Raw genomic sequence first — 19,379 nt, 5'->3', positions numbered from 1 at the left:
CATGCCAGACGTGACCACAGCAGACGCCGTCATCCATCCCGGCGCAGCCCGTGAACAGGATCGCGGCGCGCCGGTTGTTCATATCGACAGGCTCAGCATCGCCTTGCCGCAGGGCGGCGACAGGCAATACGCCATCGATCGCGTCAGCTTCAAGCTGTTCCCCGGCGAAATGCTGTGTGTGGTCGGGGAGAGCGGTTCCGGCAAGTCGATGTCGGCCAATGCGCTGATGGGCTTGCTGCCCGAAGCCGTGCGCGTTGCTGAGGGCCGTATTCTGCTGGACGGCAAGGATATCGTCACCCTGCCGCCCGAGGCGCTTTACGCCATTCGCGGGCGCCGGGTCGCGATGATCTTCCAGGAGCCGATGTCGGCGCTGAACCCGTTGATGAAGGTGTCTGCGCAGATCGAGGAGGTCTTCGAGGCGCATGGGCTCCTGAAGCCCAGGGCACGCAAAGAGAGGGCGCTGGCTCTGCTGGCGGAGGTCGGCTTGCCGGATCCGTTGCGTGCCGCAGACAGCTATCCGTTCCAGCTGTCCGGAGGCCAGCGTCAGCGCGTGATGATCGCCATGGCGCTGGCGCTCGAGCCCGAAGTTCTCGTCGCCGACGAGCCGACCACGGCGCTCGACGTGACCACCCAGGCGCAGATCCTGGCGCTGATCAAGGGCCTGCAAACCACGCGCAACATGGCGGTGATGTTCATTACCCACGACTTCGGTGTCGTGGCCGAAATTGCCGATTACGTGACCGTGATGCAGCTTGGGCGGATCGTCGAGCAAGGCACCGCCGACGAGGTGCTTTTCTCTCCGCAGCATCCCTACACGAAGAAGCTGATCGCAGCCATTCCGCGGGTCGGGCAGGGGATGGCCGGCACGACATCCCGCGAGCCCTTGCTGACCGTGGAAAACCTGTCGAAGACCTATCGCTCGGGCGGCGGCTTGTTCTCCAGGCCGCGATCCGTACAGGCCGTCAAGGATGTGTCGTTCCAGCTGGGGCGGGGCGAGACCCTGGGGATCGTCGGCGAAAGCGGCTCCGGCAAGTCCTCGGTGGGGCGGTGCCTGGTGCGCCTGCAGGATCCGGACGCCGGTCGTGTTCTTCTCGGCGGCCATGACATGGCCCATCTGAAGGGTACGGAACTGCGGGCCATGCGCCGACGGATGCAGATGATCTTCCAGGATCCGTATTCGTCGCTCAATCCGCGCGAAAAGGTTGGGCGTATCATAGCGTCCGGGCCGATCGCCTATGGCGAAGACGAGAGAAAGGCGCTCGCCCGCGCCGCCGGCTTGCTGGAAATGGTCGGGCTGGATGCCAAGGGTGCCGATCGTTTCCCGCATGAGTTTTCCGGCGGACAGCGGCAGCGCATCGGGATAGCCCGGGCATTGGCGCTCGAACCGGAAATCATCATCGCGGATGAGGCCGTCTCGGCCCTCGACGTATCGATCCAGGCCCAGATTCTGGACCTCCTCGACCAGCTCAAGAAGGACCTCGATCTGTCTCTTGTCTTCATCACGCACGACCTGCGTGTCGCGGCCAAGATATGCGACCGGGTGCTCGTCATGCAGAAGGGGGAGGTTGTGGAATCGGGAACCGGTGCCGCGATATTCGGGGCACCCAAACATGCCTATACAAGAAGCCTGATCGAGGCCATTCCCGGTCGGGCGAAGGAAGCATTGATGACGGCGTGAGCCGTCGGTCACCTTGATATCATCTCGGGCCTGAACAGCCTGATCAGCCAATGGAGAGACACCGATGACGATCGTCCCCAATTCGATGGAAGGCCGCGATATCGCCTACCAGATGCATCCGAACGTCAACCTGCGTAAATACGAGAAATCGGGCGGGCTGGTGATCGAGAGCGGTGACGGGATCTACGTCACCGATATCAACGGCAAGCGGTACATCGAAGGCCTTGCCGGCCTGTGGTCGGTGGCACTCGGCTTCGGCGAGAAGCGGCTGGCGGAAGTCGCCAAGGCGCAGATGGAGAAGCTGCCCTACTATCATACCTTTTCCTACAAGACCCATGGCCCGTCGATCGAGCTCGCCGAGATGCTGATCAAGATGGCGCCGGTTCCCATGTCGAAGGTGCATTTCACCTCGTCCGGCTCCGAGGCTAACGATCTTGTCGTGAAGATGGTCTGGTACCGTTCCAACGCGCTCGGCCTGAAGGACAAGAAGAAGATCATAGGCCGCATCAAGGGATACCACGGCGTGACGATCGCCTCCGGGTCGATCACCGGACTGTCGCGCAACCACGACAGCTTCGACCTGCCGCTCGACCGAATGATCCACACATCCTGCCCGTCCTATGTGCATTTCGGCCTGGACGGCGAAAGCGAGGCGGATTTCACCGCGCGTATCTTGAAGGATCTGGAAGACCTGATCCTGAAGGAAGGCCCGGAGACGATCGCCGCCTTCTGGGGCGAGCCCGTCATGGGGGCGGGCGGGGTTCTGGTTCCGCCGGACGGCTACTGGGCCGGCGTCCAGGAGATCCTCAAGAAATACGACATCCTGCTCGTGGCCGACGAAGTGATCTGCGGGTTTGGCCGCACGGGCAAGATGTTTGCCTGCGAGACGCTGGGCATCGAGCCGGATGTGCTTGTTGTGTCGAAGCAGATTTCGTCGTCCTACATGCCGCTGTCGGCCATCCTGATGAGCGACCGTTTCTATCAGCCGATTGCCGATGAATCCGATCGTCTCGGCGTTTTCGGCCATGGCTACACCGCATCCGGCCACCCCGTTGCGACCGCTGTCGGCCTGGAAAACCTGAAAATCATCCAGGAGCGGGATCTGGTCGGTCACGTGGCGCGCCTCGAAGAGCAGTTCCTCGGAGGACTTGCCGAGCTTGCCAAGCATCCGCTGGTGCATTCCTCGCGCGGCCTGGGCCTGATCGGTGCGCTGGAGCTCCATCCCCGGAGCGACGGCAAGCCCGGCGATGCCGCCGCAGCGCTCGCTGCCGCCTGCGAGGAAGAAGGGCTGATCATCCGCAACATTGCCGAGGCGATCTGCTTCTGCCCACCGCTCATCATCACCTCAGAGCAGGTCGACGAGATGTTTGCGGCGGTCAAGCGGGCACTGGACACGTTGCAGGCGGCGCAAGCCTAACGTTTGAGGACATGACGTCATGAGCAGTATGGAAAAGACCGATCTCGGCGAAATGACCGCCGCGCAGCTTTCGGACCTCTTTGCATCGGGCAGGGCCTCTCCGGTCGAAGCGGCGAAAGCATCGCTGGCGCGGATCGAGAGGTTCAACCCGAGCGTTAACGCGTTTGCCTATGTGGTGCCGGAACTGGCGCTGGCGGCGGCCCGGGAGTCCGAGGCCCGCTGGCAGAGGGGCGAACCGCTGAGCCCTATCGACGGCGCGCCGACGACGATCAAGGAACTGACGCCGGTCAAGGGCATCCCCTGGCGCCGGGGTTCGGCGCTGGGCGCAAAGGAGCCATCGCAGACGGAGTACCTGATCATGGAGCGGCTGCGTGCCGCCGGTGTCACCGTGCTCGGCACCACCACCTCTCCCGAATTCGGTTGGAAGGGCGTGACCCATGGACCGGCCTTCGGCAACACGCTCAACCCCTGGCGCACGGATCGTGCCTCGGGCGGTTCGTCCGGCGGTGCGGCGGTGGCCGCAGCGCTCAACATGGGCGTTCTCCACGAAGGTTCGGATGGTGCCGGATCGATCCGCATCCCCGCATCGTTCTCCGGCACCTTCGGGATCAAGCCGAGCTATGGCTGGATCCCCTCCGATACGCCGACCCCGCTATTCGAGCTTGCCCATCGCGGTCCGTTGACCCGCACGGTCGAGGACGCGGCGCTGTTCATGAACGCCACGACCGGGCCGACGGCGCGCGCCATGTACGGCTATTGCCCGACCCCGGTGCCGGATTGGCGAGCATCCATCAGGGGGGCCAGCGTCAAGGGCCTGAAGATCGGCTATAGCCGCAATCTGGGATATGCCGAGGTGCAGCCGGATGTCGCGTCGGCCATCGAGCGTGCCGCCGGCCGGCTGGCCGACATGGGCGCCATCATCGAAGAGGTCGATCCCGGTTTTTCCAATCCGCAGGATGCCCTGCTGGTATTGTGGTACGCTGCGGAAGCCCGCACCGTCGAACTGGCGAAGCCGACCGAGGAGCAGAAGGGGCTGATGGATCCGGGCCTGATTCGCATCTATGAAAAAGGATGCGCCTATACTGCCCGCGATTATGTCGCCGCCGAGCAGGTCCGGGCCGATCTCAAGGTCACCATGGCACGGTTCCACGAACGATACGACGCGTTGATGTTGCCGACCATGCCGGTGACGGCGATCGAGGCGGGTGTCGATTTTCCGGGTGGCAAGCAGGGCAAGGACTGGTCCGACTGGTCGCCCTTCACCTATCCGTTCAACATGACCGGCCAGCCGGCGGTGTCCGTTCCTTGCGGTTTCGATGCCGGCGGGTTGCCGATCGGACTACAATTCGTCGGTCCTCGCTTCCGCGACGATATCGTGCTGATGCTGGCGGCGGCCTATCAGAACGCCTATCCGGAAGAGGTTCTGTCTTCGCCGCGATTGGCGTGAGACTGGGACTGGATTGCGGCAGGCTCGAGAACCGCCGGGAAAATCAAAAAGACTGGGAGAGGGGGAAACATGGCAACCACTGCAGGCGAAGCAAGGACGGATGGCCTTGGCGCTGAACTCAAGACCGGCGTGGCAAGCGTTCCGCCGGATCAGGCGCAAAGGATTGCGCGGGAAAAATACGGACTTGTCGGACAGGTCCGATGGCTGTGGGGCGAAAAGGACAGCAATTATCGGCTGACGCTTGACGATGGCACCCCCTATCTGCTGAAGATCCTCAACCCGGCGGAGCATCCGGCGATGACCAGCATGCACAGCCAGGCGCTCCTGCATGTCGAGGCGGCAGACCCCGATATTCCTGTTCAGAGGATCATCCGCACGCTGGACGGCGAAGCCGATTTCCGCATGGTGGATGACGATGGGGGGACGCGCGGCGTGCGCATCGTCACCTTCGTTCCGGGCGCATCGCAGAAGTCACAGCCCCATTCGCCGCTGCAGCGCTATCGTATCGGCGCGCTGCTTGGCCGGCTGCAGACGGCGCTGGCCGGATTTACCCATGAGGCGGCCCATCACCGCATCACCTGGGACATGACCTATGCCGCTGGCCTTCGTGATCTGCTCGGCGCCTTCGAGAATGCCCAGCAGCGGCTTCGGCTCGAACAGGCGATGGACGACTTCGAAGCCGGCATCCTGCCCCACCTGGATCATCTGCCGGCCCAGGTCATTCATAACGATTTCAACATGGAGAATATTCTCGTCAGCGAGACGGAGCCCGACAGGATCACGGGTATCATCGATTTCGGCGACATGGTGCATGCACCACGGTTGTTCGACGTCGCGGTCGGTGCTGCTTACCAGATGGGCGACGCTGCAGATCCTGTCGGCGCCATGTGCGATTTCCTGAAAGGTTATGCAACGCAAAAGACCCTGAGCGCTCCGGAGGTCGACTTGCTTCTCACCGCCGTGCGGACACGCATGATGATGCGGGTCATCATCCCCGAATGGCGGTCCAGGCTGTTTCCCGAGCATCGGGAACTTTACACACGCAACAGTCCGACGGTGTGGGACCAATTTGCCCGCCTCGACGCAATATCAAACGACGACGCCATGGCGCGTCTGGCAGCCGCCTGCGGCCCAGGGAGAGAGTGATGAAAAAGCCGGCCACCACGATGATCAACGGGTTTGATCCCGCGCGGCTTGCAAGCCTGCCCGAACGGGAGCGGTCGCTGATCGAGCGACGTCAGGCGCTGCTTGGACCGTCCTATCGGCTGTTCTACGAGAACCCGCTGCATCTGGTGCGCGGCGAGGGCGTCTGGCTCTACGACGCCGACGGTAATGCCTATCTCGACGCCTATAACAACGTGCCGTCGGTCGGCCACTGCCATCCGAAAGTGGTCGCGGCGATGAGCCAGCAGGCGGCTGTGCTGAACACGCATACGCGTTACCTCGACGAAAAGATCCTCGATTATTGCGACAAGCTGCTCGCAACGTTTCCAGACGAGCTGAGCCGGGTCATGTTTACCTGCACCGGCAGCGAGGCCGTCGATCTGGCCCTGCGCATCGCCCGCTATTACACCGGCGGGACGGGCATCATCATCACGGAAAATGCCTATCACGGCGTCACGGCGGCGGCAGCGGAGATTTCGCCTTCGCTTGGTCCCAACATGCCGCTCGGAGTGCATGTGATGACCGTGCCAGCCCCCGACGCATATCGGGCCGATGGGCAAGACGTTGAAACCGCGTTTGCCGACAGCGTTGCCAAGGCTATCGCTGCCATGCAGCGCCATGGCATCAAGCCTGCGGCGTTCATTGCCGACAGCATCTTCTCCACGGACGGCATATTCTCGGAGCCACCGGGCTTTCTGAAAATGACGTTGGACATCGTGCATGACGCCGGCGCGCTCTACATTGCCGACGAGGTGCAGCCCGGATTCGGCCGCCTGGGCTCGCATATGTGGGGCTTCCTGCGGCACGACATCGTTCCCGACATCGCCGTTATGGGCAAGCCGATGGGCAATGGCCTGCCGATCGCAGCCGCCGTGATGAAGGCCGAGGTGCAGGACCGTTTCGGCCGCGACATTCGCTATTTCAATACGTTCGGCGCCAATCACGTCTCGATCGCCGCAGCCAATGCCGTTCTCGACATCATCCGCGATGAGGATCTGATGGGCAATGCGCTGTCGACCGGCAACCATATGCTGGCGGGAATGCGCCAGTTGCAGCAGAGTTTCGACTGTATCGGAGACGTGCGCGGCGCGGGCCTGTTTCTCGGCCTGGAATTCGTCAAGGACCGCCAGAGCCGCGAGCCCGATGGCACCCGGGCGCTTGCCGTCGTCAATCGCATGCGCGACCGAAAGGTTCTGATCAGTGCTGCGGGCATTCATGGCAATACCCTGAAGATCCGCCCGCCGCTGCCGTTTGCGAAGGACCATGCCCGCGTCTTCCTCGATACGCTGGAAGAGGTTCTTCGCGAAATGCACTGACCTCTTGTTCTGCGGCCCGTGAGCGGCTCTTGCATCGGTTACAGCCGCGTATAATGCATATATGATAATAGACGGTAATGGTTGCGGACGGGGCTTCAAGTGAACATACATGCTAAGCTGGTGCAGGATGATACGGGGGCCGGCCTGCCGAAGGCGCTTTGGGCCTACAATGTCATTCGCGATGCGATCATCACCATGAAGCTTGCGCCGGGCGAAACCCTCAATGAGAAGGCAATCTGCGCCGAACTTGGCATATCAAGAACGCCTTTGCGGGAGGCCGTCCTTCGCCTCGCCCAGGAAGGGCTGGTGAGCATCGTTCCAAGTGGCGGTACTTTCGTCAACAAGATCGCGATGCGCAAGGTCATCGAAGGCCATCTGGTGCGCTCAAGCCTGGAATTGCGCATGGTGCGGCTGGCGGCGCGCAATTTCGATCCGGTTTACGATAAAGATTTCGACCTCCTGATCTTCCGTCAGCAGGATGCTGCCAAACGTCGCGACGTCGACGAGGCGTTCAAGGTTGATAACGAGTTTCATCAGCTTCTATGCCGGATTGCCGGATTTCCGAATGTCTGGCAGACGATTCATACCGCAACGGGTCAGCTTGATCGGGTGCGTCGTCAAGCCTTTCCGAAGACGGGATATTTTGAGGAAGTCATCGAAGAGCACGTGGCGCTTTATGGCGCCATCAAGCGGCATGACCAGGATGAGGCTGCAAGACTGCTCGAAGCGCATCTCGGCGGCATTCTGGCCGTCGTGGACTATGCTCTCCAGACGAATGCCGATATGATCTCCGGCGAGGATGAAATCGAGCTGTTGAAGGATTTTGCGAAAATGTGACGGCATTTCGCACTCGATGCCTCAGGCGAAAGCGCCTGCTCCGGGCAGGAGGAAACGACGCCGGTCGTTTCACACGTGCTGGCCGCCGTTGATATGGATCTCCGCGCCATTGATATAGGAAGACCGCTCGCTGCAGAGAAACAGGATCGTCTCGGCCACTTCCTGGGTCGTACCCAGCCGCTTCATCGGGACTTCGGCCTCCACGAGCTGGTCGGTTCCCGGCGAGAGGATGGATGTCGCGATTTCGCCCGGTGCGATGGCATTGGCCCGAATGCCCCGCGCCCCGAATTCGTGGGCGAGTTCGCGGGTCAGTGCCGCCAGTCCGGCCTTCGACGCCGCATAGGCGACGCCGGCGAAGGGATGGACCCGTGAACCGGCAATCGACGTGACATTGACGATCGATCCGCCGGCCCTCTCCAGTTCCGGCATGAGGGCGCGGGCCAAAAGGGCGATCGACACCAGATTGACATTCAGAACCTTCGTCCAGACTTCGGCATCCGTTTCGGCGACGCCGAGGCGGCCGCCGTCCGGTGCCTTGGGCGAGATCCCGGCATTGTTGACCAGAGCATGCAAGGCGCAACCGTTCAGGCGTTCGCGAACCGTGGCGGCCAGTCGGTCGATCTGGGTGAGGTCGGCCAGATCGGCCTGGATGTGGCTTTCGCGGGCCGAGGGCCACAGGCAATCCTCAGAAAACGGCTGCCTTGAGACGGTGAGCACACGCCAGCCCTGTCCCAGGAACATCTTCACCGTCGCATGGCCGATACCGCGGCTGGCACCGGTCAGCAGCATGAAGCGGGGAGTCGGTGGCATTGTCTGATTGGATGTCTCGTTCATGGGCTCTTTCCGATTTTCGGGGCGCCGCCGTCGACCTGAATACCGATCGTCGCGAGCAGTTTCCGCCTCACGCCTCTTCTGCGTCCAACGGGGCTTTGTCCGGCCAGAATCGCACGCCCGGCCGCGCAAGGCCACCGCCCAGCGCCACAACCGTGCCATCGGCGCGCCAGCAGGCGGCCCCTGTTGCTGTTTCGCCAAAGGCGATGGCGTTCATCCCACCGCCGATATGGGGCATGACGCGAACCTCGTGGCCGAGCGCCTCAAGCGCTGCAGCCTGCGGCGCATAGGCGTTTTCGATTTCGACTTCCTGACCCTGCGTCCAGATCCTCGGCGCCTCCATGGCCTCCTGCAAGCTCATGCGGTGATCGACGAGATTGACGATCGCCTGCATGGCCGAGGGAAAGATGCGCAGGCCACCCGGCAGGCCGAGGGCGAAGACCGGTGCTCCGTCCTTCATCACGATCATCGGCGCCATCGAGGTCGGCACGCGCTTGCCCGGCTGCACGGAGAGGGCCTGGCCCGGATGGGGATCGAAATTGCTCATGTAGTTGTTGGGGATGATGCCGGTGCCGGGAACTGCGAACCGCGCCCCGAAGAGACCGTTGATCGTGTGGGTGGCGCTGACGATATTGCCGTCGCGATCGGCAACCGTCACATGGGTGGTGTCGTGGCTCTCGTATCCCGGGACACGCGGAGCCGGAAGTCCCGCCGAATTGCGGATCTGCTCACGGCATGTCGCGGCATAGGCCTTGGAGGTCAGCCGTTCCACGGGCACGTCGACAAAGGCCGGATCGCCGGAATACTTCTGGCGATCGGCAAAGGCGATGCGGATCACTTCCGTCATCAGATGCAGGGATTGCGGGCTCCCGAAGCCCAGCTCTGCCAGGTCATAACCCTCAAGCATGTTCAGCATCTGCGTAACGTGCACGCCTGACGAGGCCGGCGGCGGCGGCCCGGCGATCTCAAAGCCGCGATAGCTGCCGATGATCGGCTGGCGCTCGATCGGGCGGTAGTCGCGCAGGTCGGCTTCGGTGATCCAGCCGGCATCTCCGCCGCCGGTCTGCATGCGGGCGGCAAGCGCTGCACCGAGCGGGCCGCCATGCAAGGCGCTCGCCCCGTCGCGCTGGATCAGCGCCAGGCTATCCGCATAGTCGCCCATCACCAGGCGCTGGCCCGGAGCCGGGGCCCGTCCGCCCGGCAGGAGAATGCGGGCGATCTCGGCATCTTGGCTGAGTTCACCGGCGGCCTCGGCAATGGCGCCGGAGAGATAATGGGTCACCGCGAAACCGCGGGCCGCCAGCCGGATCGCCGGCTCCACCACGTCGGCGAACGGTAGTTTGCCGTAGTTTGCCTGCATCTCGCACCAGCCGGCGAGATTGCCGGGCACGGCGACAGACGAGGCGCCGATGATGTTGCGGCGTCCCTTGGCTTCCATGTAGTCGGGCGGCTCGTTGGAAACCGGCTCGTAGATTTCGGCATGCATCGATGCTGCCGCGGTGGACAGGGCATCGATGACTACGTGCCGGCCGTCACTCAGCCGCAGATGCGACAGCCCGCCGCCGGCAATGCCCACCATCATCGGCTCGACCACGGTCAGCGCCAGCAGCGTTGCCACGGCCGCATCGACCGCGTTGCCGCCTGACAGCAGGATCTCGGCGCCAGCCGCAGATCCGAGGGGATGGTTGCTCACCACGATACCGCCGGACCCAGAGGCCGGGTGTTTTTCGCAAGCGAAGGGCAGAGGGGCAGAGGTCACGGCAGGTCTCGCATGGGACGTGTGAAGCAAAGCGGGGGCACGGCGTCGTGTTCCCGGGCTATCTATCATGGCTCAGAGCAATTTCGCCATAACCTTCTCCGTTGCGCCTGAGATGTCACCAAGCTTCACACCGGTTTCGCGAACGCTCGCCTCGCGGGCCTTGCCGCGCAGTTGCGTGTCGATGGCTTTCTGCGCTTCCGTGGCGACTTCGCCCGGGGACAGAACGATGACACCGCTTTCATCGGCCAGCACCGCGTCGCCCGGCATCACGACGGTATTGCCGACGGAAACGGGGATGTTGATGGCGCCGCCGAGATCGTAGAGCCTGGTGGTGATCGGCGAAATGCCGCGGCACCACATCGGGAAATCGGACTGTTCGATCTCCTCGAGATCGGTGCAGGGGCCATCGACCACGGCACCCACCGCGCCGGCGGCCTTTGCCCCGACCGTCACGCCGCCACCCCAGCAGGCATAGCGGTCGTCGTGCAGACGATCGACAATGACGAAGTCGCCCGGACGCAGCAGGCTCAGCAGGTGGTGCAGCAGGGTGGAATCGGGACCGGGGATGGCGATCGTCACCGCCGTGCCGACGACGCGACGCCGCGGGATGAGCGGCTGGATCTGCCGGCTGAGAAAGCCGAAATGCCGCCAGTGGCCGAGCGTGGCCGTCTCGACCTGGGCAAGAAGGGCAAGATCGGCCGCGGCGATCTGTTCGGGCATGGCATTGATTTTATAGGTCATGGGGGTGTCCTGTCTGGGATGGCAAGGAGATTAGCGGCCAAAGGCCTTGGAGAAGCCGATACTGCGTTCGACGATCAGGATGACGGAGAGCGAGATGGTGATCATCAGCACGGCCAGAACGGCGACCATTGGGTCGGTCCGCTCGTCGACATAGCGGTAGATTTCAACCGGCAGGGTCTGCAGCCTGGGGCCGACGATGAAGAGCGACAAGACGATCTCGTCGAAGGACAGGATGAAGGCGATGGCCGAGGAGGCGAAAATGCCGGGCAGCAGCCGCGGCAGGGTAACGGCGGTGAACGCCTTCAAGGGCGGCGCACCGAGCGTCATGGCCGCTTCCTCGACATCCGTGCCGAGATTGCCGAGTGCTGTCTGCAGGATGCGGACACTGAAGGGCAGCGTCATGATCAGATGGGCCAGCACCAGGCCCGGATAGGTGGCAACCAGCCCGGCCGGGGTGAAGACCATCAAGATGCCGAGCCCGAGCATCATGGCCGGCAGGATCAGCGGCGCCAGGATCAGGTTGCGGATCAGGTTGCGGCCGGGAAACTCCAGCCGCACCAGGGCGTAGGCGGCCGGCAGGCCGCAGGCAAGGCTCAAGGCCGCGACGATCACCGCGATCACGAGGCTGTTGCGCATGCCCTGCATGAAGGCGGTGTTGCTGAGCACCGTGCCATACCATTTCAGGCTCCAGCCGGATGGCGGGAATGACAGATAGCTGTCGGCACTGAAGGATATGACGAGAATGATTGCCATCGGCATGAAGACGATGCCGAAGATCATCGCCACGTAGAGACGCGCCAGAACGGAAAGGGTCTTGGTCAGGATCATCGTATCCTCCGCATCAGGATCCGCAGCAGGATGCTCGACAGCGCCATGGCAATGACGAAGAAGGCAAGCATCAGAAAGGCCAGTGCCGCCGCGGTCGGCCAGTCCAGCGACATGAGGGCCAGATCGTAGACTTCGGTCGCCAGCAGGAAGACACGACCGCCGCCCAGCAATGAGGGGGTGATGAAGGACGAAACCGAGAGCACGAAGCCGATGGTCAGCCCGGCCATGATGGCCGGCAGGCTGAGCGGCAGGGTGATCTTCAGGAAGACCATATGCGGCGGCGCGCCGAGCGACATGGCGGCATCGTCGAGCCGCCGGTCGAGCTTGCCCAAGCCTGCGGCAATCGTCAGGAAGATATAGGGCATGATGCTCTCGGACAGGCCGATGACCACGCCGGTGTAATTGTTGACCAGGTGCAGCGGTTCGACCACCAGGCCGGCGGCGCGAAGCAGATAGTTGAGCAATCCGTCGTCGCCGAGCGTGATCATCCAGCCGAACGACCGCACGACGGCGGAAATGAGCAGCGGCGAGGCGGCCAGCACGGTGAGCGGCGTGCGCCAGCGCGATGTCATCCGCGACAGGGACAGCGCCATCGGATAGGCCAGCAGCAGGGCGATGACGGAGCAGGTGAGGGACAGCCGCAGGGTGCGGCCGAGAAGATCGAGGTAATAGCTGTCCTGCAGGATCGTCGCATAGGTCCTGAGGCTGATCGCTTCGGTGATCGCGCCGAAATCGGAGATGTTCAGCGACATGCGGAACAGCCAGGCGATCGGCGCAATGAAGGAGACCGTCAGAACAGCCAGCGCGGGTGCCAGAAGTAGCCAGGGGGTGAAAGGCGTTGAGGTGCCGGGGATCGCGAATCGGCTCATGCGGCAAAGATCCGCATGTCGGAACTCTGCCAGTCGAGCCGGGTTTCGCTGCCCAGTTGGGCGAGTGCCGCCTCCTCGCTGTTGGGCCGCAATTCCGCCACCAGGTTTTGGCCGCCCGGCAGCTCAACCTCCACTTCGATGATGTTGCCGACATAAACGCGACGGGTCACCCGTCCGGTCAAGCCGCCGCCGCCAGCCTTCAGACGGATGGCATGGGGCCGCACCATGACCGACAGTTCGGATCCCTCGGACGCGCCTGGCGGCAGATCCGTCGGGCCGGGAGCCGGCAAGGTCATGCCCTGGTGGACCAACTGAGGAACGCCAGCAGCCTTGGCAAGGACGGCCGGCAGCATGTTGGCGCGACCGATGAAATTGGCGACGAAGGGGGTCGCTGCCCGGTCATAGACCTCGGCCGGCGTGCCGATCTGCTCCAGCCTTCCGGCATTCATCACCGCGATGCGATCGCACATGGTCAGCGCCTCCTGCTGGTCATGGGTGACGAACAGGGTGGTGATGCCGGTGCGGCTCTGGATGTCGCGGATCTCAAAGCGCATCTCGTCGCGCAGGCGCGCATCGAGATTGGACAGCGGCTCGTCGAGCAGCAGGATTTCCGGTTCGATGACGATGGCGCGGGCAATCGCCACGCGTTGCTGCTGCCCGCCCGACAGTTCGGAGGGCCGCCGTGCGGCAAAGCCCTCAAGCCGGACCGCCCGCAAGGCGCTCGCGACACGGGAGGCAAGCTCTTCCTTGCCGACCTTGCGCAGATGCAGGCCGAAGGCGATGTTCTGGGCGACCGACATATGCGGGAAGAGCGCATAGGACTGGAACACCAGGCCGAGATTTCGCTTCCAAGAGGGGCGGGACACGATGTCCTGCCCGTCGATGAGGATCTTGCCTGCGGTTGGCGCAAGAAGGCCGGCAAACATCCGCAGCGTGGTGGACTTGCCGCAGCCGGAGGGACCGAGGAGCCCGATGAATTCGCCCTTGGCTATATCGAAGGACAGGGCATCCACTGCCGGGCGGGCGCCTCCGTAGTCGAATGTCAGGCTGTCGATGCGGATATGAGCGGGAGATGCTGGCAGGTTCATCGGATCATCCTGGCCGTTCAGTTGCCGGCCGAGATGATCTGACGCTTCCAGATCTGGTTCCAGGCGTCGGATTTGGTCGCAGCCCAGCCCCAGTCGAGCGGCAGCATCTTGTCGAGCTGCCCGGCGACCGTGCGGGCCGTCGCCACATCGCTGACCTTCGCCTTGGCGTTGACAGGCGCGTAGAACATCGCCTCGGTAAAGGCGGCCTGGGCCTCAGGCGATAGCGCGTAGTTGATGAACGCCTTGGCGGTCTCGGGGTTCTTGGCGCCTTCGACCAGATTGATGGTGTTGATCTGGAGAATACTGCCCTCTTTGGGGAGCATGACGCCGAGCTTGCCGCCGGATTGGTCGGCATAATACTGACCGCGTGCATTCCAGCCGGTGGCCAGCACATCCGTGCCGTTGATGACCAGCGTATAGGCGTCCGGCTTGGGGTCGAAGGTCTGGACGTTCGGCGCCATTTCCGCCAGCTTTGCGGCGGATGCCGTCACGGACTTGGTGTAGTCCTCGCCGAGCATCGCCGAAGTCATCACCATCAGCCCCGAGCCGAGAATCGAAGGCATGGAGGTGATCGCCATCTTGCCGGCATAGGCCTTGTCCCAGAGCACAGACAGCGAGGTCGGCGGTGTCGGGAAAGCCTCTGTGTTGTAGAGTACGACGAGGTTGTCGAAGGTCACGGCCGGACCATAGCCCTCCTTGACGATGGCCTGCGGCACCAAATCGGCAAGGTTCGGCACGTCGGCGGCGCTCAAGGGTGCGAGCAGGCCTTCCTTGTCGCCGATCAGCGAGGTGGAAACGTCGAAGATCACCACGTCGGTCTGGGGATCGCCCGCCTGGGAGCGCAGATTGCCCAGCATGGCCGAAGACGCACCGACGGGAAAAAAATTCACCTTCACGCCAGGGAACTTTGCCTCGAACGGCTTGATCACCGCCTCCACATATTTGTCCTGGAAGATGCCGGAATAGGCGGTGAGGGTAATGTCGCCCTTCACCTCGGCGGATTGTGCCTGGACGTGGCCGGCAAGGAGTGCTGTCGCCAGAATGGCGGGAAGAAGACATTTATTCATCTGCAAATTCTCCTGTTGGGGCCAAGTCAGAACGGTTGAAAAGTCCAAATTATTCTGACCGCTGCGAAAGGGCTGCGGTACAGCGATATCAGGGGCAGGGCTTTGTCCGCGGTGCTCGATCGGATCTGCGTGGGGGCGGTGGCGTGGGGTCCGCAACGCCCGTTACCCTGCGATGCAACGATTTCAGGGCATCAAAGTCCAATCGAATTTTCTGACTGCCGCCATCAAAGAAATTTGGGTTAAACCTGTGGCCTGCCAATTCGGGCGGTGCGAAAAATGCACGAAAAAGCCCTCCGGGCGGGCAAGCGCCGGAGAGCTGCAATCGGGGCGGGATAAGAGCTTAGGACGGGGCTCAGTAGCCGCGTTTGGCGTCGGCCAGATCCGGGACCGTGCCGGTTTCTTCGAAGATGCGAATGTTTTTCGCGACGATCTTGCTGCCGGTCGGCGCGTCGATCATCGAGGCGATATGCGGCGTGACCGTGATTTTGGGATTGGACCAGAAAGGATGGGTGTCCGGCAACGGCTCGACATGGAAGACGTCGAGGGTTGCGGCGCCGATCTGGCCGGAGTTCAGGGCTTCGATCAGGTCGCTGTCCACCATGTGGGGACCCCGGGCGGCATTGATGATGCTGGCGCCGCGTTTCAGCTGGTTGAAGGTATCGGCATTGAGAATGCCACGGGTGCCGTCGGTCAGCGGCAGCAGGCAGACGAGGATTTCGGTGCCTTCCAGGAAGCTCTGGAAACCGTCCGCGCCGGAATAGCACTGGACGCCTTTCAACTCCTTGGGCGAGCGCGACCATCCGACGACCTGGAAGCCGATCTGCGACAGCAGTTCGGCAGCGGCAGAGCCCAGATTGCCGAGACCCATGACGCCCACACGCCGCTGGGTTGCCGGAGGAACGATGATCTGTTCCCAGCGTTTGCGGCCCTGATTGGCCTCGATGGCCGGCATTTCACGGTGATGGCGCAGCACATGCAGCGCCACATATTCCTTCATCCGTTGGGTCAGATCGGTGCCCACGGTGCGGATGATCGGGACATCCTGCGGCAGGAGCTTGTCGGCCAGCACATGGTCGATGCCGGCGCCCAGGGAAACGATGGCCTTGAGGTTGCTGAAGGGCTTCATGGCGCCGGTGACCGGACGCCAGACCACGGTATAGGTCACGGCGTCAGGGTCCTGGACCTTGTCAAGCGGCTGGATCTCCCAGTCCGGCATGAGATCCCGCAGCATCTGGCACCACCATTCCGTCTTGTCTTCGGCTGGCAGGGAGACAGCGATGGTCATGGGAAATCCTCGATTGGCTCAAGCATGGCGTTTTCTCCATTCACCGCAACTGCGCCTCAAGGTCAAAACAAAAATTCTGGTGTCTTCCATAGAGAATTTTTATGTGGATTTATCGCCGCGTTGCATTAGGCTCGCTCCATGAACTTCAAACAATTGGAAGCCTTTTACTGGCTGACCCGTCTTAAAAGCTATCAGCGCGTGGCCGATCATATAGGCCTGACACAACCCGCTGTTTCCGCACGAATCTCTGGTCTTGAGGAGAGCTTCGGCATACCGCTTGTGGACCGATCCCAGTCCGACTTCACCTTGACCGAACAGGGTCATGAAGTCGCGGAATATGCCGAGACCTTTCTCAACCTTAGCGAAACGCTGACCAGTCGCCTGAAGCTCAAGCAAAAAAGGCGTTATACGATCGGCATCGTCTCGATGGTGACGGTCACCTGGGCCATCACCTTGCGGCACAAGATCGCCAACCTGCCGGATGCGCCGCTGGTCGACTTTTATTCCGGCGCCAATGTCGACCTGCGTCCGCTGGTGAAATCCGGCGCGCTGGACATGGCGTTCGTCACGGGCGAGGCCGGCCTACCGCAGATTGCCGACAGTTTTTCCGTGCTCTATCACGTCGGCTGGGTGGCGCGACCCGATGTCGTCGGCGAGATCACCCGACCGCTGACGCCGGACGAAATCCGCGAACTGCCGCTGGTGCTCTATCCCCATACATCGCCGCTGTTTGCCCCGGTCGCCGAATTGATCGAAGAAACCAAGCGGCGTCCGAACTCCCGCCATACCGGCAATTCGCTCAGCACGATCTGTGACCTCGTCAAAGCGGGATACGGGGCTTCGGCTGTGCCGCTTGCCGCGCTGGAACAGGAGATTTCCACCGGAATGCTGGTCGAAATCCCGACCACGGTGCAATTGGCGCCGCTCGACATCCGCTGCGTACACCAGAACAAGGCGCGCCGGGCCCAGACGGAGGCGATTTTCAAGCTGGCCCGTCAGGCCGCCGAGGAATGGGCGGAAGCGCATCCACGCTATGTGAGCTTCCGACCAACCTGATCCGGCCGGCTTCCTCCTCGATTTCAGGGGCGGCCCTGTCTGCGCGCCGCCCCGTTGCAACCAGATTTCAGGCTGCGAAACGCTTGGACACGTGATCGCGGATGAAGCCCGCACCGATTTCGACCAGACGCGCCGTCAGCGCACTGCCGGTCTCGGCCGAGCAATAGACCGGATCGCCGCCCCACACGCCGTGCGGTGCCGTTTCGATCGCCTCGATCGGCGCCTGCAGACGGGCGCCGGCATATTTGAGGGCCGCAAAACCCGCAACCTCGACACCCATGGCTGTCTGGCCCTTCGGCGGCGACTTGGCCAGGTCCATGCGCAGGATATCGGGATAATAGTGCAGGCCGACGGAGGTCAGGGGATCGCCGCCATGGCCGGACGACTTTGCCGCTGCCTCAGGCCCCAGGATATCCTTCAGCAATTCGTAGCTGACCTGCCACAGATACATGGAGGCGACGAACATGCCATTGGTCTGGCGCCATTTCAGCGAAACGTCGTTGATCGCGGTGACATTGCCGCCGTGTCCGTTGATCACCATGACCTTGGTAAGCTTATGGCGCGCAAGGCAGGCGAACATGTCGTCGAGCACGGCAAACAGCGTCGATTGCGTGAGGGATATGCCGCCATGCGACGAGCCGAAATAGTCGGCACCACCGAAAGGGATGACCGGCGCGATGAAGGTCGGCACCCCTTCGGCGCGGGCGGCGCGGGCAATGTCGAGTGCTACGGCTTCGGCGGCCAGGTAATCGCCCATCGGCGCATGGGTGCCCTGGTCTTCCAGCGAGCCCATGGGCAGCAGGACGACGGCGTCATCGTTGAGATATTGCCGCGCCTCCTCGCTGGTCAGTTCGGCGATCTTGATCTTGGGTGTCAGCATGTCATTTTCCTTTAGAGAAGAATATCGTCTCGGATGCAGGCCGACTGATGCCGATCGCCGACCGTCTTGAGCGGCGGCACCGTGTCGGCACAGGCGGACTGGGCATAGGGACAGCGGCTGCGGAACACGCAGCCGGAGGGTGGATGAAGCGGCGAGGGGATCTCGCCGCTCAGGCGGATGCGGCGGCTTTCGTGATGCAGGCCTGGTTCGGCCGAGATCAGCGCCGCGGTATAGGGGTGTTTCGGCGCGAAATGCACCGCGTCGGCCGGACCGACTTCCATCACCCGACCGAGATAGAGCACCATGACCCGATCGGAGATGAAGCGCACGACGGACAGGTCATGGCTGATGAACAGCAGGGAAATGCCGGTCTTCTGGCGCAGGTCGGCCAGCAGATTGAGCACCTGCGCCTGGATCGAGACGTCGAGCGCCGAGACCGCTTCGTCGCAGACGATGAAGCGGGGCTCCACCGCCAGCGCGCGGGCGATGCCGATGCGCTGGCGCTGTCCGCCGGAGAATTCGTGCGGGCGACGGTCGAGAAAGCTCGGGTCGAGACCGACCAGCCCCATCAGTTCTGTGAGACGGCCCGCGCGTGCGGCTCCCTTGTGCAGACCGTGGGCGTCGAGCGCTTCGGATAGCACGGCGCGAATGGTCTTGCGCGGATCGAGGCTGGCATAGGGATCCTGGAAGATGATCTGCATGCGCCTGCGCAGGTCGCGCAGTTGCGGGCGTGAGATCGTGTTGAGGTCGATGCCGTCGAAGCGCATCGTCTGGCTTTTGGAGCGGATCAGACGCAGGATCGCCCTGCCGATCGTGCTCTTGCCGGAACCGCTTTCGCCGACCAGACCCAGCACTTCGCCAGGCGCGACGCTCAGATTGACATCGTGCAGCACCTGCATGGTGTGCTTGCCGAAAAGCCCGCGCCGACCGACTGGATAGCTCTTGTTGAGGCTCTCGACCTCGAGAAGCGGTGGTGCGCTCATGCGGCTTCCTCCGATGGGTATTCCGGCACATCAGGCATTCCCGGCGCCAGCAGACAGCGTACGGATCGCTGCCCGTCCGCAGATGGCAGAAGGGCGGGCCTTGTTGCCGCACAGGCCGTAACCGCAATCGGAC

17 protein-coding genes are annotated in these 19,379 nt (G+C 62.8%); 7 read left to right on the top strand and 10 right to left on the bottom strand.

The features are described 5' to 3' along the window. Position 1 precedes the first annotated feature (1 nt). From HFC70_RS21085 to HFC70_RS21060, 6 genes are all read left to right on the top strand, one after another. Positions 2–1,678, top strand: coding sequence for an ABC transporter ATP-binding protein (locus HFC70_RS21085; RefSeq protein ID WP_168475270.1), 1,677 nt, complete (start codon positions 2–4; stop codon positions 1,676–1,678). A gap of 64 nt (positions 1,679–1,742) precedes the next feature. Then, positions 1,743–3,095, top strand: a complete 1,353-nt coding sequence (locus HFC70_RS21080) for an aspartate aminotransferase family protein (RefSeq protein ID WP_168475269.1) — start codon at positions 1,743–1,745, stop codon at positions 3,093–3,095. 19 nt (positions 3,096–3,114) lie between these two features. Further along, positions 3,115–4,542 (top strand): amidase, encoded by a 1,428-nt coding sequence (locus tag HFC70_RS21075; RefSeq protein WP_168475268.1) that lies wholly within the window; start codon positions 3,115–3,117, stop codon positions 4,540–4,542. A gap of 69 nt (positions 4,543–4,611) precedes the next feature. Next, on the top strand, positions 4,612–5,688 hold the full coding sequence (locus tag HFC70_RS21070) for a phosphotransferase (RefSeq protein WP_168475267.1): 1,077 nt from the start codon (positions 4,612–4,614) through the stop codon (positions 5,686–5,688). A gap of 20 nt (positions 5,689–5,708) precedes the next feature. Then, positions 5,709–7,022, top strand: a complete 1,314-nt coding sequence (locus tag HFC70_RS21065; protein ID WP_210259373.1) for an aspartate aminotransferase family protein — start codon at positions 5,709–5,711, stop codon at positions 7,020–7,022. A gap of 99 nt (positions 7,023–7,121) precedes the next feature. Beyond that, positions 7,122–7,859 carry a GntR family transcriptional regulator gene (locus HFC70_RS21060; RefSeq protein ID WP_368669769.1) on the top strand — a complete coding sequence of 246 codons (738 nt, stop codon included), beginning with the start codon at positions 7,122–7,124 and terminating at the stop codon, positions 7,857–7,859. 69 nt (positions 7,860–7,928) lie between these two features. Here HFC70_RS21060 and HFC70_RS21055 read toward each other — a convergent pair whose 3' ends face one another. The 8 genes from HFC70_RS21055 to HFC70_RS21020 form a co-directional block, all read right to left on the bottom strand. Beyond that, entirely contained in the window at positions 7,929–8,648 is a 720-nt protein-coding gene (locus HFC70_RS21055; RefSeq protein WP_168475372.1) for an SDR family NAD(P)-dependent oxidoreductase, read from the bottom strand. Between the two features lie 112 nt (positions 8,649–8,760). After that, on the bottom strand, positions 8,761–10,449 hold the full coding sequence (gene ggt, locus HFC70_RS21050; protein WP_168475265.1) for a gamma-glutamyltransferase: 1,689 nt from the start codon (positions 10,447–10,449) through the stop codon (positions 8,761–8,763). A gap of 72 nt (positions 10,450–10,521) precedes the next feature. Beyond that, on the bottom strand, positions 10,522–11,190 hold the full coding sequence (locus HFC70_RS21045; protein WP_168475264.1) for an RraA family protein: 669 nt from the start codon (positions 11,188–11,190) through the stop codon (positions 10,522–10,524). A gap of 30 nt (positions 11,191–11,220) precedes the next feature. After that, a complete protein-coding gene (locus HFC70_RS21040) occupies positions 11,221–12,018 on the bottom strand; it encodes an ABC transporter permease (protein ID WP_246735891.1) in 798 nt (265 codons plus the stop codon). Then, entirely contained in the window at positions 12,015–12,887 is an 873-nt protein-coding gene (locus HFC70_RS21035) for an ABC transporter permease (protein ID WP_168475263.1), read from the bottom strand. The genes HFC70_RS21040 and HFC70_RS21035 overlap by 4 nt, the downstream gene beginning before the upstream one ends. Then, positions 12,884–13,975, bottom strand: a complete 1,092-nt coding sequence (locus HFC70_RS21030; protein ID WP_168475262.1) for an ABC transporter ATP-binding protein — start codon at positions 13,973–13,975, stop codon at positions 12,884–12,886. Before HFC70_RS21030 ends, HFC70_RS21035 begins: the two co-directional genes overlap by 4 nt. Before the next feature lie 17 nt (positions 13,976–13,992). Further along, positions 13,993–15,042: an ABC transporter substrate-binding protein gene (locus tag HFC70_RS21025; RefSeq protein WP_168475261.1), complete on the bottom strand. Its 1,050-nt coding sequence runs from the start codon at positions 15,040–15,042 to the stop codon at positions 13,993–13,995. A 352-nt stretch (positions 15,043–15,394) separates the two neighbouring features. Beyond that, complete coding sequence (locus tag HFC70_RS21020) at positions 15,395–16,327, bottom strand: glyoxylate/hydroxypyruvate reductase A (RefSeq protein WP_168475260.1); 933 nt, start codon at positions 16,325–16,327, stop codon at positions 15,395–15,397. A gap of 138 nt (positions 16,328–16,465) precedes the next feature. On the opposite strand from HFC70_RS21020, the gene HFC70_RS21015 reads away from it, so the two are divergent. Then, entirely contained in the window at positions 16,466–17,383 is a 918-nt protein-coding gene (locus HFC70_RS21015) for a LysR family transcriptional regulator (protein ID WP_168475259.1), read from the top strand. A gap of 67 nt (positions 17,384–17,450) precedes the next feature. Here HFC70_RS21015 and HFC70_RS21010 read toward each other — a convergent pair whose 3' ends face one another. Together HFC70_RS21010 and HFC70_RS21005 are read right to left on the bottom strand one after the other, a co-directional pair. Further along, positions 17,451–18,263 carry a creatininase family protein gene (locus tag HFC70_RS21010; RefSeq protein ID WP_168475258.1) on the bottom strand — a complete coding sequence of 271 codons (813 nt, stop codon included), beginning with the start codon at positions 18,261–18,263 and terminating at the stop codon, positions 17,451–17,453. Positions 18,264–18,274: 11 nt separating this feature from the next. Then, entirely contained in the window at positions 18,275–19,246 is a 972-nt protein-coding gene (locus tag HFC70_RS21005) for an ABC transporter ATP-binding protein (RefSeq protein ID WP_168475257.1), read from the bottom strand. Between the last annotated feature and the right edge of the window lie 133 nt (positions 19,247–19,379).

The sequence above is a fragment of the Agrobacterium sp. a22-2 genome, assembly GCF_012276985.1.
Taxonomy (GTDB): Bacteria; Pseudomonadota; Alphaproteobacteria; order Rhizobiales; family Rhizobiaceae; genus Allorhizobium.
This window is presented reverse-complemented; position numbering and strand designations above follow the sequence as displayed.

Excerpts from the sequence above, each read along its gene's own strand:
- HFC70_RS21025 (WP_168475261.1), bottom strand. The coding sequence starts at position 15,042 with ATGAATAAATGTCTTCTTCCCGCCATTCTGGCGACAGCACTCCTTGCC.
- HFC70_RS21055 (WP_168475372.1), bottom strand. The coding sequence starts at position 8,648 with ATGCTGCTGACCGGTGCCAGCCGCGGTATCGGCCATGCGACGGTGAAG.
- HFC70_RS21085 (WP_168475270.1), top strand. The coding sequence starts at position 2 with ATGCCAGACGTGACCACAGCAGACGCCGTCATCCATCCCGGCGCAGCC.
- HFC70_RS21080 (WP_168475269.1), top strand. The coding sequence starts at position 1,743 with ATGACGATCGTCCCCAATTCGATGGAAGGCCGCGATATCGCCTACCAG.
- HFC70_RS21040 (WP_246735891.1), bottom strand. The coding sequence starts at position 12,018 with ATGATCCTGACCAAGACCCTTTCCGTTCTGGCGCGTCTCTACGTGGCG.
- HFC70_RS21065 (WP_210259373.1), top strand. The coding sequence starts at position 5,709 with ATGATCAACGGGTTTGATCCCGCGCGGCTTGCAAGCCTGCCCGAACGG.
- HFC70_RS21030 (WP_168475262.1), bottom strand. The coding sequence starts at position 13,975 with ATGAACCTGCCAGCATCTCCCGCTCATATCCGCATCGACAGCCTGACA.
- HFC70_RS21045 (WP_168475264.1), bottom strand. The coding sequence starts at position 11,190 with ATGACCTATAAAATCAATGCCATGCCCGAACAGATCGCCGCGGCCGAT.
- HFC70_RS21015 (WP_168475259.1), top strand. The coding sequence starts at position 16,466 with ATGAACTTCAAACAATTGGAAGCCTTTTACTGGCTGACCCGTCTTAAA.
- HFC70_RS21010 (WP_168475258.1), bottom strand. The coding sequence starts at position 18,263 with ATGCTGACACCCAAGATCAAGATCGCCGAACTGACCAGCGAGGAGGCG.
- HFC70_RS21005 (WP_168475257.1), bottom strand. The coding sequence starts at position 19,246 with ATGAGCGCACCACCGCTTCTCGAGGTCGAGAGCCTCAACAAGAGCTAT.
- HFC70_RS21070 (WP_168475267.1), top strand. The coding sequence starts at position 4,612 with ATGGCAACCACTGCAGGCGAAGCAAGGACGGATGGCCTTGGCGCTGAA.
- HFC70_RS21075 (WP_168475268.1), top strand. The coding sequence starts at position 3,115 with ATGAGCAGTATGGAAAAGACCGATCTCGGCGAAATGACCGCCGCGCAG.
- HFC70_RS21020 (WP_168475260.1), bottom strand. The coding sequence starts at position 16,327 with ATGACCATCGCTGTCTCCCTGCCAGCCGAAGACAAGACGGAATGGTGG.
- HFC70_RS21035 (WP_168475263.1), bottom strand. The coding sequence starts at position 12,887 with ATGAGCCGATTCGCGATCCCCGGCACCTCAACGCCTTTCACCCCCTGG.